Annotated in this window: 14 protein-coding genes; 2 read left to right on the forward strand and 12 right to left on the reverse strand. The window is 29.7% G+C overall.

All coding sequences use genetic code 11. The features are described from left to right. Nucleotides 1–270: a hypothetical protein gene (locus tag IR152_RS14240; RefSeq protein ID WP_227452602.1), complete on the forward strand. Its 270-nt coding sequence runs from the start codon at nucleotides 1–3 to the stop codon at nucleotides 268–270. Between the two features lie 136 nt (nucleotides 271–406). Here IR152_RS14240 and IR152_RS14245 read toward each other — a convergent pair whose 3' ends face one another. After that, nucleotides 407–1342: a DUF1177 domain-containing protein gene (locus tag IR152_RS14245; RefSeq protein ID WP_227452603.1), complete on the reverse strand. Its 936-nt coding sequence runs from the start codon at nucleotides 1340–1342 to the stop codon at nucleotides 407–409. Nucleotides 1343–1530: 188 nt separating this feature from the next. Next, complete coding sequence (locus IR152_RS14250) at nucleotides 1531–2592, reverse strand: DUF917 domain-containing protein (protein WP_227452604.1); 1062 nt, start codon at nucleotides 2590–2592, stop codon at nucleotides 1531–1533. Between the two features lie 173 nt (nucleotides 2593–2765). Between IR152_RS14250 and IR152_RS14255 the strand changes: the two genes are divergently transcribed. After that, nucleotides 2766–3635: a LysR family transcriptional regulator gene (locus IR152_RS14255; protein ID WP_227452605.1), complete on the forward strand. Its 870-nt coding sequence runs from the start codon at nucleotides 2766–2768 to the stop codon at nucleotides 3633–3635. A 110-nt stretch (nucleotides 3636–3745) separates the two neighbouring features. Here the strand turns inward: IR152_RS14255 and IR152_RS14260 are convergent, their stop codons facing one another. From IR152_RS14260 to recJ, 10 genes are all read right to left on the reverse strand, one after another. After that, nucleotides 3746–4552 carry a nitrilase-related carbon-nitrogen hydrolase gene (locus IR152_RS14260; RefSeq protein ID WP_227452606.1) on the reverse strand — a complete coding sequence of 269 codons (807 nt, stop codon included), beginning with the start codon at nucleotides 4550–4552 and terminating at the stop codon, nucleotides 3746–3748. A gap of 13 nt (nucleotides 4553–4565) precedes the next feature. Beyond that, nucleotides 4566–5798, reverse strand: a complete 1233-nt coding sequence (locus IR152_RS14265) for a cytosine permease (RefSeq protein ID WP_227452607.1) — start codon at nucleotides 5796–5798, stop codon at nucleotides 4566–4568. Nucleotides 5799–6285: 487 nt separating this feature from the next. Next, the gene (aspS, locus tag IR152_RS14270; protein ID WP_227452608.1) at nucleotides 6286–8073 is read right to left on the reverse strand and encodes an aspartate--tRNA ligase; all 1788 of its coding nucleotides are present in this window, start codon (nucleotides 8071–8073) and stop codon (nucleotides 6286–6288) included. Nucleotides 8074–8146: 73 nt separating this feature from the next. Beyond that, nucleotides 8147–9409 carry a histidine--tRNA ligase gene (gene hisS, locus IR152_RS14275; RefSeq protein ID WP_227452609.1) on the reverse strand — a complete coding sequence of 421 codons (1263 nt, stop codon included), beginning with the start codon at nucleotides 9407–9409 and terminating at the stop codon, nucleotides 8147–8149. Then, the gene (locus IR152_RS14280; RefSeq protein WP_227452610.1) at nucleotides 9399–10958 is read right to left on the reverse strand and encodes a coproporphyrinogen III oxidase; all 1560 of its coding nucleotides are present in this window, start codon (nucleotides 10956–10958) and stop codon (nucleotides 9399–9401) included. Before IR152_RS14280 ends, hisS begins: the two co-directional genes overlap by 11 nt. A gap of 90 nt (nucleotides 10959–11048) precedes the next feature. Next, on the reverse strand, nucleotides 11049–11663 hold the full coding sequence (locus IR152_RS14285; protein ID WP_227452611.1) for an MBL fold metallo-hydrolase: 615 nt from the start codon (nucleotides 11661–11663) through the stop codon (nucleotides 11049–11051). 14 nt (nucleotides 11664–11677) lie between these two features. Further along, nucleotides 11678–12127, reverse strand: a complete 450-nt coding sequence (gene dtd, locus IR152_RS14290; protein ID WP_022617351.1) for a D-aminoacyl-tRNA deacylase — start codon at nucleotides 12125–12127, stop codon at nucleotides 11678–11680. A gap of 24 nt (nucleotides 12128–12151) precedes the next feature. After that, the gene (locus IR152_RS14295) at nucleotides 12152–14359 is read right to left on the reverse strand and encodes a RelA/SpoT family protein (protein ID WP_227452612.1); all 2208 of its coding nucleotides are present in this window, start codon (nucleotides 14357–14359) and stop codon (nucleotides 12152–12154) included. Between the two features lie 73 nt (nucleotides 14360–14432). Next, complete coding sequence (locus IR152_RS14300; RefSeq protein ID WP_227452613.1) at nucleotides 14433–14945, reverse strand: adenine phosphoribosyltransferase; 513 nt, start codon at nucleotides 14943–14945, stop codon at nucleotides 14433–14435. A 12-nt stretch (nucleotides 14946–14957) separates the two neighbouring features. Further along, nucleotides 14958–17408, reverse strand: coding sequence for a single-stranded-DNA-specific exonuclease RecJ (gene recJ, locus IR152_RS14305; protein WP_227452614.1), 2451 nt, complete (start codon nucleotides 17406–17408; stop codon nucleotides 14958–14960). Nucleotides 17409–17417 lie beyond the last annotated feature (9 nt).

Consider the following 17417-nt stretch of genomic DNA (forward strand, 5'->3'; position numbering starts at 1 on the left):
ATGAAATTTGAATACTATTACTTAATTCAAGATATTACAGGTATATTGTTGGCATTTATAGGACTTAGAATGTCTCTCATTGGATTTAGAATACTTTCTATGAAAGGAATTTCTATAAACATACTTTTAATTATAATGAAATATTGCTTATTTACTATAGCAGGATTGAATTTATTAATATCTAAATTTGGAATTAGGCATTGGATTTTAAGTGTTTGTATGTTGGTAATATCCATAGTAATAAATCCTAGAATTAAGTTATCAAAATAGAAATAATTATTAAATACAATATTATAGAACAATAAAGAGATTTCTCTGTACATTAAAAGTTCTCTTTATTGTTCTACAAATTTATTTAAAAATCTAAGTCATATTGACTATTCTAAAACATTAATAAAGTACAACCTTATTCTTTACCAAAAGTTTGGAACTTGTTTAAGCTTCCATACCTCTTCATCAAAATACTCCATTCAGACTCATCATAAAACTCGCACTTTCCATTACCATAGTTCTTTGCTACTTCAACAACAAATCTACCTGCACTTTCTAAATCAGAATAGTTACTTGCTCCAGTTGCACAACCTGCAACTGTCGTTTCAGTTGTTATAGCTACACCTACTACAGGTGCTTTTGTAGCTACAGATGGCTGAAGAATACTATTTATATGATATAAATCATTTCCATATGGAGTTATATCTTGTATTGACACAGGAAACACATAAGGAAGTTTTCCTGTAGTGGTCTGCATTATATCTAATAAATCATTGCTTGTTTTTAGTATATATCCTTCTTTTATTGTAGGTGATATAGCAAATCCTCTTGTATTTATCACTCTATTTCCTTTAGTTGTATCTATTGATAATATGGCATCACAGTTTAAATCAACTTCGTTTTCATTCATGGTCTTCATATCAATTGGAGAATCCATAAACGGAACTGGCTTATGTTCTTTAGTAGGTGCATCTGGACATATATGAGTTGAAACTACTACATCTCCCTCAAGAAAATCCATCTTATTTTGCATATCTAATAGTTTTGCTCCAACTGCTATTGCTACTAAAGCACCGTCAGCATCTGAAACCATACCTATCATTTCAGGTCTGGCTCCAATCCCTCCTAATCTTCCTAACACACCTAGTGTCTTAGCCGTTCCTCCTGAGGATTTTCCATTTTTACCAGGTATTGTGAACTTTACTAAATCAGTAGAACCTTTTTCTGTACTCAAAGTTTTTACTAATATATCTTTTCCGCCATAACTTTCTAAATATTTTTTTACACATTCCCCATCAACTTCTGCACTATCAACAATATCATAAACTTCTAAAATTTGTTTCAACATCATATTTGCTCACCATCCAATTTTAGTTTCTTTTGTTTGTAATTTTCCTGTAATATTTATATTGGTACAAACATTTTATTATTTTTTTATTTATATTTTATAAATTTTTTACTAAGTACATGTTTATAGGTTCTCTACTTTTTTAAATTTAATTAATTCTAATGCTTCAAGCAATTAAACTACTATATACATTAATTAAATGCAATTATCTCTTTATCTAATATATCCTCTACATCTTTTAGCAGTTCTTCCTGTTTCATCGTTGTTGAAAGCTTTAAATTTTCTTTAGAAGTTTTTATTAAAATTATCTCTTGTCCTTCTCTAATTTCTGCTGATGTAACAGGCATGTTCGTATTTTTATCGAAAGTCATAATTAAATCTGGAAACGTTGCAATTCTACTATTATCTTTTTCTATTGTCATATATTCATTCCAAAAAGTTACCTCGCAACCGTTTACAGTCAATTTACCTACATCAAACCCACCTGTAGTTTCCAACTCTAAAACTTCTATTACCCCTTCTGATACTATCTCTCCATCCAAAAATTCCACAACTTTATTTATTGCCTCATCTTTTGATATTGCTAAACCTAAGTAAAATACTCTTCCCAAATCTATAGCATGACTTATGCCTCCTATCGCAGCATTTTCTTTTACAATAGAAGCTTTTACAGGATTTCTAGCCACTGCTACTAATCCTTCTGCAGCTACAGCACATTGTCTAACAATTCCCGAAGTCTTATCTAAAGACCCCTCTACAAGCCCCTCTACATGATTATCAAGTTCTGGATTTCCTCCAGACACAGCTTGATAAGACTTATATGTTCTATCTCTATGCAATCCAAGACTTCCCATAAGCCCTGTTGGATGAGCTCTTCCATTACAAGGAGCATCTATTAGTGGTATTTTAAGTACAGAAGACTGAAGCCATCCATTAATCGTTGCGCATCCTCCATTTTCATTTGTAATAATACCTTGTACATTTAATCCTAATTTATCAACAAAAATTTTTACTGTATTTATATAATCATTGCTATCGGCATACTTAAGTGGTGCAGCTGGAGCTCCTACTGCTGATACATTTAAAATAATTGCATCATCATGTAATTTATCTACACTTATTAGCTCTGGAAATCCATATTCCAAAGCACATTCTCCAAGCTCTCTTCCACTTTCCCTTGCACCTCCACCTCCTCCACCTAAAATTGTACCTCCTATTAGAGCATACTCCAATATTTCCTTAGTCAACTTCATATTAAATATCTCCTTATATTAGTTAGATTATGCAAAGTTTATTAATAACTATTTAAATAACTTTTTGATAATTAATTATATATTATACAAGTTTTGTATTATAATGTATAATATATAATTAATTATCAAGTCTATATAACTTAGGTTATATTAAAAGAGGTGTATTTTATATTATGGATTTATTGCATCTTAAGTATTTTCAAACTGTCGCTAGAATGGAGCATATAACAAAAGCATCACAAAAATTAAATATAGCACAACCAGCTTTAAGTAAAACTATCTCGTCCTTAGAAAAAGAACTTGGAGTTCAGTTGTTTGATAGAAAAGGGAGATACATTGTTTTAAATGAGTATGGAAGATTGTTTCTAAAAAGAGTAGATATCATTTTAGATTTAGTAGAAAGTTCAAAAAAGGAATTACAAGATACTTCTTTAGAAAATACAGGAGAAGTAAAGATATTATCTCCTGCAGCGGCTAATGTGCTACCACCACTTTTGAGTAATTTTAGAAAACTATACTCTAATATTACTTTTAATGTGTCACATACTTTGCCATCATCTTATAAAAAAAGTGATTTTGATTTGTACATATCTTCTTCATTTACAAAACTAAAATCAGAAAATAGTATAACTTTAACATGCGAGGAAATATTATTAGGAGTTTCAATAAACCACCCTTTATCCTTAAAGGATGAAGTATATCTAAGTGAAGTTTCAGATGAAAACTTTATAGTTATAACGAAGGGTGAAAATTATAGAGAGGTGATAGATATTCTATGTGAATCAGCTAATTTCAAACCCAAAATAGCATTTGAATCTGATTCACCATATACAATTTATGCTCTTATAAAATCACTTCAAGGAGTTGGGTTTATATGTGGAAAATCATGGGGATTATCTCAAGACCCTGAAATTAAATTGTTACATATCAAAGACATTGAATTTAAAAGATATTTAAATCTTTCATGGTTCAGTGAAAACTATGAATCTAAAGCCGTGTTGTTGTTCAAAAACTTTCTTATCAACTATTTTAAAAATATTTAAATCAAAGCTGATAATATTAAAGAGGATATATCAACTACAATAAATTTAGTCTTGATGTTGATACATCCTCTTCTTGTTATTTTATATTAAACTTGTATTATAGCATAGAATTATATGTTATAGCTGATTTTTCTGTCTTTCAAATATGGGATATCTTCCCTATACTTTTTTAGTTCATCTAAATCAATCTCTGATAAGACATATTTTTCTCTATATGTATCTAATTGAGTTATTACAGTGCCTCTAGGATTGCATATTTTACTCTTCCCAAACAGTATTAAATTAGAATCATTACTTACTAAGTTTACACCTACTGTGTATATAGTATTCTCTAAGGCTCTTTGAGATACATTTAAATCCCACATATCTTCATCCTGTATTCTCCATGCAGATGGTATAAATATTATTTCAGAACCTTTTAATGTCAATTCTCTAGATACTTCTGGAAAACCTGCATCATAACATATCATTACACCAAATCTACCAAAATCAGCATCATATACCTCTACTTTTTCCCCTACTTTAAAGTATACTGCTTCTAATGACCATAGGTGATTTTTACAGTATTCTCCCATAATCTTACCTTTTCTATCAAATATAACTGCTGAATTATAAACATGTGTAGACCCTTTTTCTAAAGTTCCATACGGAGATATCAGGTATACATTATTTCTTTTAGCGGCTTCTGACATTGATTCTTCTATGTATTTGTTATGCTCTCTTATTAATTCTAATGTTTTAACTCCACCTAAAGACTCTAAATTATATCCTGTAGCAAATAATTCTGGTAAACAAATTATATCTGCCCCTTGTTTTCCTAAATCATCTATCATCTCTACTGCTTTTTCTATATTTTTTTTAACATCTCCAAGTACACTGTGTTGTTGAATTATACCTATTTTCACCTTACGACCCATATCATTGCCCCCTTTATTTATTTTTGATTCCAAAGCATTTCATTGATATATAATAAATAATCATACTCACTACAATTCCATTTATTGGTGGTATTAAGAAATTTATTTTTGAACTATAATATGATGCTGCAAAACCTATTAACCAACTTATTACTGCAATCCAATTTATTCCATCTCTATGCTTATAAGTTCTTCCTTGTATAAAATAATACTCACACCACATAATTCCTGCTATGGCTGGAACTGCGATTCCCAAGAAAGATAAAAATGATTGAAATTTAAATATTATACCAGTAGCTGCTATTATTGTACCTATTAGACCTGCAGCTAAAGTCAAAATATTTCTTTTTACATTCGGAAAAATAGTTTTTAGTGCTAATCCACCTGAATAAGCATTTGATACATTAGTTGACCAAGATGCAAGTATTAAAATGACAAATGCTACCCATCCAAAACCTAAATTAGCCAATACTTCGGTTATATCCCAAGTAGGTGCTCCCATAGACATTACACCAGCTGCAACTTGCTGGAATAATGAAATAATCCCTAGACCTAAAAAACCAATAATCCAAATATCTTTTACTCGTCTCGTATATCTTAACTGGTCAGGTGATATAATTGCACCAACTATAATAAGACCTACTACAATATTAAGACCTTCAACCATACTCATTGTTGTTTGAGGAGTATAGTTGTAAATAGCTTCGACCCCATAAGTGGAAAAAGCTTTAAAAACTCCCCATACCATTAATATTATAAGTGGTGGTATAACTAAGTAATTAAACTTAGCCATAGCTTTAAAACCATACAATGCAAAAACTACCATCAATAATCCAAGTATAACCGTAACTAGTGTTAGATTTACACTTGGGAATATCTTTTGTACTGATAATCCTGCAACCCCTGCCTGTACACCAAACCATCCAAAACTAGTTATACCAAGTAATAGAGATATAAGATACTTTCCTCCTATCTCTCCAAATGCCCCCTTAGCTAATACGTATGTATTTAGTCCCTCTTTGTAACCTATATAACCTTGTATCATAATGATTGCAACTAATATTAAGTTCCCTATAATTGATGTAATAATCATATTAGAAAGAGTCATTCCTAAAATTAAAGTACCTCCAACCATTAGTTCAGATATAGCTATGTTAGAACCAAGCATATTAAATAATGGGGCTAACCATCCAACTCTTTCCTCTTTTGGAACTGGATTTAAAACTAATTCTTCTCTCTCTTGCAATATTATCCCTCCCTTTCTTTATAAAAGAACAATTTCTACTTTTTTCTACTTTTTTTTCACTGTTAGTAGAATTTTTTCTTTATATAATTATAATTCTACTCTACAAAAAAGTATAATATCTAGTTTGTTATCAATTTGATATAATTTAAGTTATAGATAGATAAATAGTCTAAAATTATTATTTTAATTTAACCTATTAAAACATATATTAGATTTATTCCAAATTTTTTACATATACACCTTTTAATTAAAACATTATAATTGTTTTAAAAACTAGTTTTATAACGATTATAATGTTTAAAAACTAATATATAATAAAATTCTTAAATATAGTATTTTCATTATATTAGACAAGAATATAAGGATAATATATTAAAATATGGCTAGAAGAGCAAAAATAAAGACAGTCTTAATAAACAAAAAAATCTGAATATAAATACACTTTATACCCAGACTTTTTATATTTTAACTTCTTAATAATTACATATTATTCGTTGTCTTTTATATCGACCTTTATACTTAATTCTTCTAATTGCTCAACTTCTGCTAATGTTGGAGCATTTGTCATAGGGCAAACAGCATTTTGATTTTTAGGGAAAGCAATAACCTCCCTTATATTATCGGCTCCTGCAAGTAACATAACAAGTCTATCAAGACCAAAAGCTAGTCCAGCATGAGGAGGAGTCCCATATTTGAATGCTTCTAGTAAATAACCAAACTTTTCATTAGCTCTTTCTTCTGTAAAACCAAGTGCTTTAAACATTTTTGATTGAACATCAGAATTTGATATTCTAACACTGCCTCCACCTATTTCATAACCATTCAATACAATATCATAAGCTTTAGCTCTCAAAGATGCCTTGTCACCTTCTTCTAGCTTATCTAAATCTTCATCCATAGGTGATGTAAATGGATGGTGCATTGCTGAGAACGTACCTGTTTCTTCATCTTCCTCAAAAACTGGGAATTCTGTTACCCACAATAAATTATAGACGTTTTTATCTAGTAGATTAAGTCTATTTGCTACTTCAAGTCTAACTTGCCCTAAAGCATCAAATACTATTGAGTTTTTATCAGCTACAAATAAAAGTAAATCTCCTACTTCAGCATTCATTCTTGTAAGTATAGCATTCATTTCTTCTTCATTAAAGAATTTTGCTATTGGAGAAGTTACTTCCTCTTGTCCTACTTTCATCCAAGCAAGACCTTTTGCTCTATATGTCTTAGCATGTTCTTCTAGTGATGATATTTGTTTTCTAGTAAAATCATCAGCTTTTCCTTTTACATTTATACCCCTAACACTTTTTCCTGGTTGTGTAGCATCAGCAAACACTTTAAACCCACAATTACAAACAACATCAGATATGTCTGTTAATTCATATCCAAATCTAGTATCTGGTTTATCTGAACCATATCTAGACATAGCTTCTGCATAAGTCATCTTAGGAAGCGGAAGTGTCAACTCTACATCTAAAACTTCTTTAAATATCACTTCAAGCAAACCTTCAATCATGCTCATAACATCTTCTTGCTCAACAAAAGACATTTCACAGTCTATTTGTGTAAACTCTGGTTGTCTATCCGCTCTTAAATCTTCATCTCTAAAACATTTAACTATTTGGAAATATCTATCCATACCACTTACCATCAATAATTGTTTATATAATTGTGGTGATTGTGGTAATGCATAAAATTTTCCTGGGTTAACCCTACTTGGTACAAGATAATCTCTTGCTCCTTCTGGTGTTGGAGCTATTAAAAATGGTGTTTCTATTTCGCAGAATCTATTGTTTGATAAGTAATTTCTTGTAATATTCATTACTTTATGTCTTAATTTTAAATTTCTTTGCATAGATGGTTTTCTTAAATCTAAGTATCTATATTTTAATCTTAGTGCTTCAGAAACATCATCATCATCTTTTATATAAATAGGTGGAGTTTCTGACTTGTTTAAAAGTCTAAGTTCAGTTGCAAATATTTCTATATCTCCAGTTGGCATATTAGGGTTTTTAGATTGTCTTTCACATACTTTTCCTTTTACAGCTATTACAAATTCAGACCCTAATTTTTCAGCTTTTTCAAAAGCTTCTTTATCTACATCTGTATCAAAAACTATTTGACATAAGCCACTTGTATCTCTTAAGTCAACAAATACAAGACCACCTAAATTTCTTTTTTTCTGTACCCATCCCATAAGTACAACTTCTTCATTTATGTTTTTTTCTCTCAACTCTCCACAGTAGTGAGTTCTCTTTAAACCCTTTAAAGTTTCCAAGATACTACCTCCATTTTATTTAATTTTAATGCTATATATTTATCTAATACACAAAACATCATACTTTCTTATTTTACAGCTTTTGCTTTAATTCTTCAACTAATGTACTTAATTTTACAGTAGTTTGCTCTGATGTTTTCATGTTTTTTAATGTTGCAGTGTCGTTTTTAAGTTCATCATCGCCAATTACTATTGTAAATTTTGAATTTATTTTATCTGAATATTTAAATTGCGCCTTGACACTTCTTTCTATATGGTCTTTATCTGCACTTATATGATTTTTTCTCAGTTCTTTTAATAGTTTAAAGCTTTTTGTATTTGCTTCTTCACCTATTGTTACTATAAATATATCTGTAGACTGTGGATTTTCTATTTCAATTCCATTGCTTTCAAGCGTAAGTAAAAGTCTTTCGACACCTAATGCAAATCCAATTCCGCTTATCCCTTTTGGACCTCCTAGTTGCTCAACAAGACCATCATATCTGCCTCCACCACATACAGTACTTTGTGCACCTATATCATTAGATATAATTTCAAAAGCAGTTTTTCTATAGTAATCTAAGCCTCTAACAATTGTCTTGTCAATTACAAAGTTTATATCCATCTCTTTTAAGTATTCTTGTAATTTCATAAAATGAGTTTTACAATCATCACATAAGTGGTCTGCTATAAATGGTATATCCTTAATGTTTTCTTTACATGTAGTATTTTTACAATCTATAACTCTCATTGGATTTTTTTCTTTTCTCTCATTACAAGTTTCACATAACACACTTGCTTTTGAATCAAGATATTCTTTTAATAAATTATTATATTTTTTTCTACAAACTGGGCAACCAACTGAATTTATACTTACCACTAAGTCAGTTAAACCAACTTCATTAAAAAATTGAACGGCTAATGCTATTATTTCAGCATCCATTGAAGGTGTATCACTTCCAAGTGCCTCTATACCAAATTGATGAAATTGTCTTTGTCTACCAGCTTGTGGTCTCTCATATCTAAAACAAGGTGTAACATAAAATAGTTTAGTTGGTTGAGTATCTGCGTATAGTTTATTCTCAATAAATGCTCTAACTGCACCAGCTGTACCTTCTGGCTTTAGAGTGATTTCTCTATCACCTTTATCTTTAAAAGAATACATTTCTTTTTGAACTATGTCTGTAGTATCTCCAACACTTCTCTTAAAAAGTTCTGTATGTTCAAATATAGGTGTTACCATTTCTTCATATCCATATAAAGCACATATTTCTCTAAATTTATTTTCTACATAACGCCATTTATAAGCCTCTTTTGGAGTTATGTCTTTAGTTCCTCTAGGAGCTTTAGTCAACATTTTTATATACCTCTTCTTTCTTCCTTTTTATCATTTCATCTACTCTTTCAATGTACTGTTCAACATTTTTTACATTTTCTACTCTTTCAATTCTATCTTCATCTACATAAACAAATTTCGATATAGCACCTGCACCTAATGCATAGTTACTTTGTTTTTCTTCCATAATCTGTATATTATAAATGCACTCATATCCTTCTTTAGCATAACCTATATTCTCTAAATTTCCTAACATATGTTTTTGTCTGTACATATAATATGGATTTAATCCCATATCTTTTGCGTATTTCATTGATAAATCTATCATTTTTACCATTTCTTCATACTGTGTTAGGTGTTCTTTATACATATCCATATTTATATTTAAGTTGGAGGCTCTCTTTATAGCTAATGTATGAACTGTAAGACTTTCTGGAGAAAGTTTTTTTATTTCTTCTAATGTATTCTTCACCATATCTAAGTCCTCATCTATAAGACCTAAAATTATATCCATGTTTATATTATCAAATCCCATTCTACGGGCCATATTAAAACAGTCTACTAAATCAGAAACTTTATGTTCTCTACCAATTTTAACTAAAGTCTCATCATTCATAGTTTGAGGATTTATACTAATTCTACTTACATTGTGTTTTTTCAATACTTTTAGTTTTTGCTCTGTAATAGTATCTGGTCTACCTGCTTCTACAGTAAATTCCTTAATTTTAGTTAAATCTAATTCATTAAATAATGAATTTATAAGCAAGTCCAACTCTTCCTCATCCAATGTAGTAGGAGTTCCTCCACCAATATATAAAGTTTCAATTTCTTTGTTAGTATCCTTGATAAGCTTGGCAAAACCCCTAATTTCTTCAATCAATTTATAAACATATTCTCTTTTTAAATGCCCAAATTGCTTTAATGAATTTGAAGGAAATGAACAATATACACATCTAGTTGGACAAAATGGAATACTTACATAAAGAGAAATTTTATTTTTATCTATAGGATACATAAATACTCGCTCTTTTTTGGCGATTTCCAGAGCTAAATCTATTTTCTCATCTATTATAAAATAATTATCTTTTAGAATGGTTCTTATGCTATTATCATCTAACTTTTTATCCATTAGATTGTGGACAATTTTGACTGGTCTAATACCAGTCAAAATTCCCCATGGAACATAAGAATTAAACATTTGTTTAAGCACTATAAACATGCTTTTTTTGATACTTTCTTTACATAACTTTTTAAAGTTTCTCTTACTTTCATTATCTAACTTATTCAAAAAACCTTCAATTGATTTGCTATTATCAAATCCATTTAAAAATGCAAGATTCATATTTTCTATATTTTGTATTGATTCATACTTTAAGTTTCCATCTTCACAACACTCAGTACTTGAAGACAATACACCATTTTCATAAATCAATCTATTTATTAAATACATTGACTCCATATTATTACTACATTTATCAGAGTCAGTAAACTTAAATTCATTAGTAAACAATTTTATAAGTTCTGCTACTTCATACTTATAATCGTGTCCTTTTAAAAAAACATATAACATCAACTTAACTCCTTCTATTTAACAGTAGAAGAACCCCTTCTCTAATACAGTTATTAAATATTTGATACATTATTTAATACTACTATAAAATTACATATAAGGATTTGTCTTCTTTTCAACCCCTAGAGTACTAGCTGGCCCATGTCCAGGATATACTCTAATAGCATCTTCATATTTACATAATTTCTTAAGTGATTTTTCCATTTGATGAAAATCTCCACTATACAAGTCAGTTCTACCAATGCTTCCAGCAAATAAAGTATCTCCTGTGAACAATTCATCTTCAACTCTTATACACATACATCCTTGTGTATGCCCTGGAGTATGCAAGAAAGTCATTTTTAATTCACCAAGTTCAAGCTTGTCTTTATCATTTACATATATATCTGCATCAAACTCCTGTGCTCCACATCTCATTGTATAGCTTAAATTTTTATTTTTATCATTTAATAATTCTTTTTCATCAATATGTGCAATTACCTTAGCACCAGTTTTTTCTTTAATATCTTTAACATATCCTATATGGTCTCCATGCCCATGAGTAAGGATTATATATTCGATATTTAATTCATTTTCTTTTACAAAACTTAATGTATCTACTAAACTTCCACCTGGGTCTATAACTGCACATTTTTTAGTCTTTTCATCACCTAATACATAAGTATTTACTCCAAAATAAGTATCTACAAATTTTTTTATAATCATTAAAGTTTTCCCCCTTAAAAAGATTTACTTGAGTCTAATAGTATTGTTACTGGACCATCGTTAGTTAATTCTACCATCATATGAGCTGCAAATTGACCTGTCCCAACTGTTACGCCTTTATCTTTTGCCTTTTTTACAAACTCTTCATAAAGACTATTTGCAAGTTCTGGTCTAGCTGCATTACTAAATCCAGGTCTTCTTCCTTTTCTGCAATCTCCGTATAAAGTAAATTGAGATACTACTAAAAGCTCTCCACCTATATCCATTAGAGATAAATTCATCTTGTCATTTTCATCTTCAAAAATTCTCAGATTCAATATTTTGTCAATCATATAATCTACATCACTTGATTTATCATCATGAGTCACTCCTAACAATACTAGTAACCCCTTATTTATTTGACCTATCGTGTTTTCATCTACTGTAACTTTAGATGAAGATACTCTCTGCACTACTGCTCTCATGGCTTCCTCCCTATTATTTTAACTCTAATTTGTCATTCTATAAATACTTTCTACACCAGGAATTGCTTTTAATTTTTTCATTAGAATTTTTAATTCCTCTGTGTCATTAACTTCTACAAGTAAGTTTATACTTACAATACTATCCTTACCTTTTCTTGCATTTATTCCATTTAAACTAAGTTTATCCATTGCAACAATATGAGTTATTTCATTAACAATTCCTCTTCTGTCAATAGCTTTTATTTGAATCTCTGCTTCAAACTTACCTTTTCCTGCTGAACTCCATGAAACTTCCACCAATCTATTCTGAAAGAAATCTCCATTATTATTTGCATTTGGGCAATCAGCTCTGTGTATGGCTACTCCCCTACCCTTAGTAATATATCCTACAATTTCATCTCCTGGAAGAGGATTACAACATTTAGCAAATCTTACTAAGATATTGTCAAGCCCTTTTACTATAATCCCTTGTGATGCATTTTTCTTTCTTCTTTTACTGTATTCTGTTTCACTTATATTGTGTTTATTCAAATCTTCCTCTTGTGTCTGTTGTTCTTTTTTAGCTTTTTTAATCTCTTTTAAATATAAGTCTTTTACTTTAGATACAACTTGAGATGACATTATACCACCATAACCTACAGTAGCAACTAAATCCTCAACACTTGGTTGATTAAATTTCTTAGCAACTAATGCCATATATTTTTCGACAAGAGGGTCTTTTTGTGGTATATCATGCTTCTTAAATTCTCTTTCTAATATTGTATTTCCACGGTCGACATTTTCTTCTCTTCTTTCCTTTTTGAAAAATTGTCTAATTCTACTTTTTGCGTTTGGGGTCTTCACTATATTAAGCCAATCTCTACTTGGTCCATTAGAGTTAGATGATGTAAGCACCTCGACAATATTACCATTTTGAAGCTTATAATCAATAGGAACTATTCTTCCATCAATTTTAGCTCCTACACATTTATTACCTACATTTGTATGAACTCTATATGCAAAATCTATAGGTGTTGATTCTGCTGGTAATTCAATTACATCTCCTTTTGGAGTAAATACATAAACCTGACTATTAAATACATCTTCTTTAAGTGCATCCATAAACTCTTGTGGGTCTTTTAAATCTTTTTCCCACTCCATCATCTGTCTCAACCACTGAAGTTTTTCTTCGACCTTAGATTCTTTACTAGAGATACCTTCTTTATACTTCCAATGGGCTGCAATACCATTTTCAGCTATATTATGCATCTCATGAGTCCTTATTTGTATCTCTAAAGGTTCTCCATCAGGACCTACAACAGTAGTATGCAGTGATTGGTACATATTTGGTTTTGGCATTGCTATATAATCTTTAAATCTACCTGGAATAGGTCTCCATAATGTATGAACTATACCAAGCACTGCATAACAATCCTTTACATTATCAACTAATATCCTTACAGCTGTTAAATCAAAAATCTCTTCAAAAGTCTTATGTTTTTTTTGCATCTTTCTATAAATACTGTAAAAATGCTTTGGTCTACCATATACATCACATGGTATACTTAAATCTTTAAACTTATCTTTAAGAAGTTCAACAATCCCTTGTATATAATCCTCTCTTTGACTTCTCTTCATTGACACTCTATTCACTAAATCATAATACCCTTCTGGGTCCATAAATCTTAATGCTCTGTCTTCTAGTTCCCACTTTATCTTGGAAATACCTAATCTGTGTGCTATACCTCCATAGATTTCAAGAGTCTCTTTTGCCTTATATTTTGCTTTTTCTGGGGGCATGTATTTTAATGTTCTCATATTGTGCAATCTATCGGCAAGTTTTATAAGTATAACCCTTATATCTTTTGCCATTGCCAAAAACATTTTTCTTAAGTTTTCAGATTGAGTTTCTTCTTTTGAACGATATTTTATTTGACCAAGTTTTGTCACTCCATCAACTAAATCCGCCACTTCTTTGCCAAATTCTTTTGTTATGTCTTCATAGGTATATTCCGTATCTTCTACAACATCATGAAGTAAACCAGCTGTTATAGTTTCAATATCTAATTCCATCTCTATTAAAATATTCGCTACTGCTAATGGATGAATTAGATATGGCTCTCCAGATTTTCTATATTGTCCTTCATGCGCTTTTTTTGCAAGATTATAGGCTTTTTCAACCATTTCAAAATTTGCATTAGGTGCATAAACTTTTATTTTTTCAATTATTTCTTGTAATTCTTTATCATGCATATAACCACCTATTTTGTATAAAATTTTAATATATATGAAAATAGTTGGTGCTATACCAACTATTGTAAAAATACTAGTATTTTATAAGAGAATTGACATCATAGTTAGATAACTTTTTTCTCCCTTTTAAGAATTCTAGTTCAATCAAAAATTGCATAGAAACTACTTCTCCACCTAGTTTTTCCACAAGCTTAGCAGCAGCTTCCATAGTTCCACCAGTAGCCAATAAATCGTCTACTATTGCCACTTTTTGACCTTTTTTAATTGCATCTTTATGTATTTCTAAAGTATCTGTACCATACTCTAAGCCATACTCATAACTCTCAACTTCTCCTGGTAATTTTCCAGGTTTTCTAATTGGAACAAATCCTACTCCTAAAGCATATGCTACAGGTGTACCCATCAAAAACCCTCTCGCTTCTGGTCCTATTACTAAATCTACACCTTTATTTTTAAGTTCTTCAACTATAGAATCTACTGCATATTTAAATGCCTCTCCATCTTTAAATAGAGTTGTAACATCTTTAAAATCTATACCTGGCTTTGGGAAATCATCAATATTCCTTATAAAGTTTTTTAAATCCATGGGAAACGCCTCCTAATAACTGCTATTGTATTGTTTTTCTAAATTTTTTAGATTATTGAGTATTAAACTCTTATTTAAGTCTAATTTTTTCTGTGGTTTTGGCAATATTCTTATGAGTACAGAATTTTTTTCATAATTTAAATTAAAATCAAGTAACTTTAATTCTCTAAATACATTCAATATCGTAAAAAACTTTAATGGAATTACATTAAAAGTTCCCCTTATATTTACCATATCCAAATCAATTTCTTTTTTTATGAGTGCTTGTTTATAAATTGTTATAAATTCATCTCTTGATGGAACTATATTACTAACTACATTCTTTAAATATAATAGGTCTGTTTTATTATAATATTTTATAATTTCACTTTCTTCTCTTTTATTCTCATATATATACGAATATTCGCCTTTATTGTATAAATAATCATAAAGAATAATATTATTATATCTTTTTAAGTCTATTTTATCAATATTAGGAGAAAATATAAGTTCTAATTTATCAGTGTTTTTGCTAATATCTTCAATAATATTGTAATTTATCTTAAAATCTAAATCTATAAGTGATATATCTGACACTGCTCTATAAAATCCATTTATAGAATTAGATATTATTAATGTACCTTTTTCAAAATAATCAAATATATTTATATCAGTATTTCCATCAAATAATTCAAAGTCAGATACAGATATATTATACAAGTTTTGTGTATCTTTTGGTATTATTTTTGACATTAATTTTAGTGAAAGTTTGTCATTACTTGCATTTTTAGGTCGAGCTAATCTTATATCTTTAAGTAAAAATTGTACTTTCCTATTTCCCATATAGTTATTTTCATCTAATTGGAACAATACATCTACTTTGTCTCCTACTTCATACAATGATTTTAAATGACCCATATTGAATCCTATACATTCATAGCTTTTTTCTTTTTCTATACTTAATTTCAGATGCTGTTGATTTTTACCTATAATTCTTAAATCTTTTAAAATATAATTCCTAACTATAAATCTAGGATTTGGATTATTTAATCCAAAAGGTTCTAACTTATGTAATTCTTCTACAAGATTTAAATTTATCACCTTTTCTTGTAATTCAAATTCAACATTTATATTCTCTATCATATCATCTTCAGTCAAATTATAATCTGCAAACTTATTTATTTCATCAGCCAAAACTTCAACATTGTCTGAGTTTAAAGATAGCCCTGCTGCTTGTTCATGACCACCAAATTTGTTCATTAAGTCTTTGCACTTTACAAGAGCTTCAAATATATTAAATCCTTTTATTGACCTTGCTGAACCAGTAGCTTCTCCATGTTCTATCCCTAAAAGAATCGTCGGTTTGTAGTATTTTTCGGTTAGCTTTGATGCTACAATTCCTATTATTCCATGTTGCCAACCTTCTTTGGCTAAAACCAAAACTTTATCATCATTATATCTACTATTAGACTTTAAGATTTCTTCAGCTTCATGATACATCTTAGCCTCTATCATCTGTCTTTCATTATTCTTTTCTTCTAATATATTAGCTATTTCTACCGCCTCTTCTTGCGATTGAGTAGTAAACAACTCTACTCCTAAGTAAGAATATCCCAATCGACCTGAAGCATTTATTCTAGGACCTATTGCAAAACCTATATGAGAAGAACCTATTTTATCACTTTCTACACCACAAACTTTTATAAGTTCTCTTAATCCAATATTTTTGCCTTCTTCCATTGATTTTAAACCATTTTTTACAATTATTCTATTTTCATCTATAAGTGGAACAATATCACAAATAGTTGCCAAGGTTACTATTTCTAAATAATCATACATACTAGTTTTAAATTCTTCTTTTGGAGTCAACGCTTGAATCATTTTAAATGCTACACCACATCCACATAGTGAATCAAATGGATAGTTACAATCTTCTTGTTTTGGATTTATTACTGCAAAAGCTGATGGAATTTCATTCTGACATTCATGATGGTCTGTGATTATAACATCTATGCCTAAATCATTCGCTATATTGACCTCAGATACTGATGTAATTCCACAGTCAACACTTATAATCAAGTCACATCCCCTAGAGCTTATAAGCTTAATAGCCTCCTCATTTATACCATATCCTTCTTCTAATCTATTAGGAATATAGTAATCAACATGATAACCTATACTCTTAAAATATATACACAAAATAGAAGTAGATGACACACCATCAACATCATAATCCCCATAAATCCAAATTTTTTCGTTCTTCTCAATAGCCAACTTTATTCTATCAACAGCTTTTTGCATATCTTTCATCAAAAAAGGGTCTCTTAAATACTCTAATGATGGATTCATAAATATTTCTGAATCTTTTTCAGTGCATATACCTCTATTTTTTAAAATTTGGCAGATTTCCGGGGAAATATTAAGTTTTTTGCTAAATTCACTTTCCTCTATCTTACCTTTATATTTCAATATCCATTTTTTCAAATTTAATTC

It is taken from the genome of Clostridioides sp. ES-S-0108-01, from assembly GCF_020662285.1.
Classification (GTDB): Bacteria; Bacillota; Clostridia; order Peptostreptococcales; family Peptostreptococcaceae; genus Clostridioides.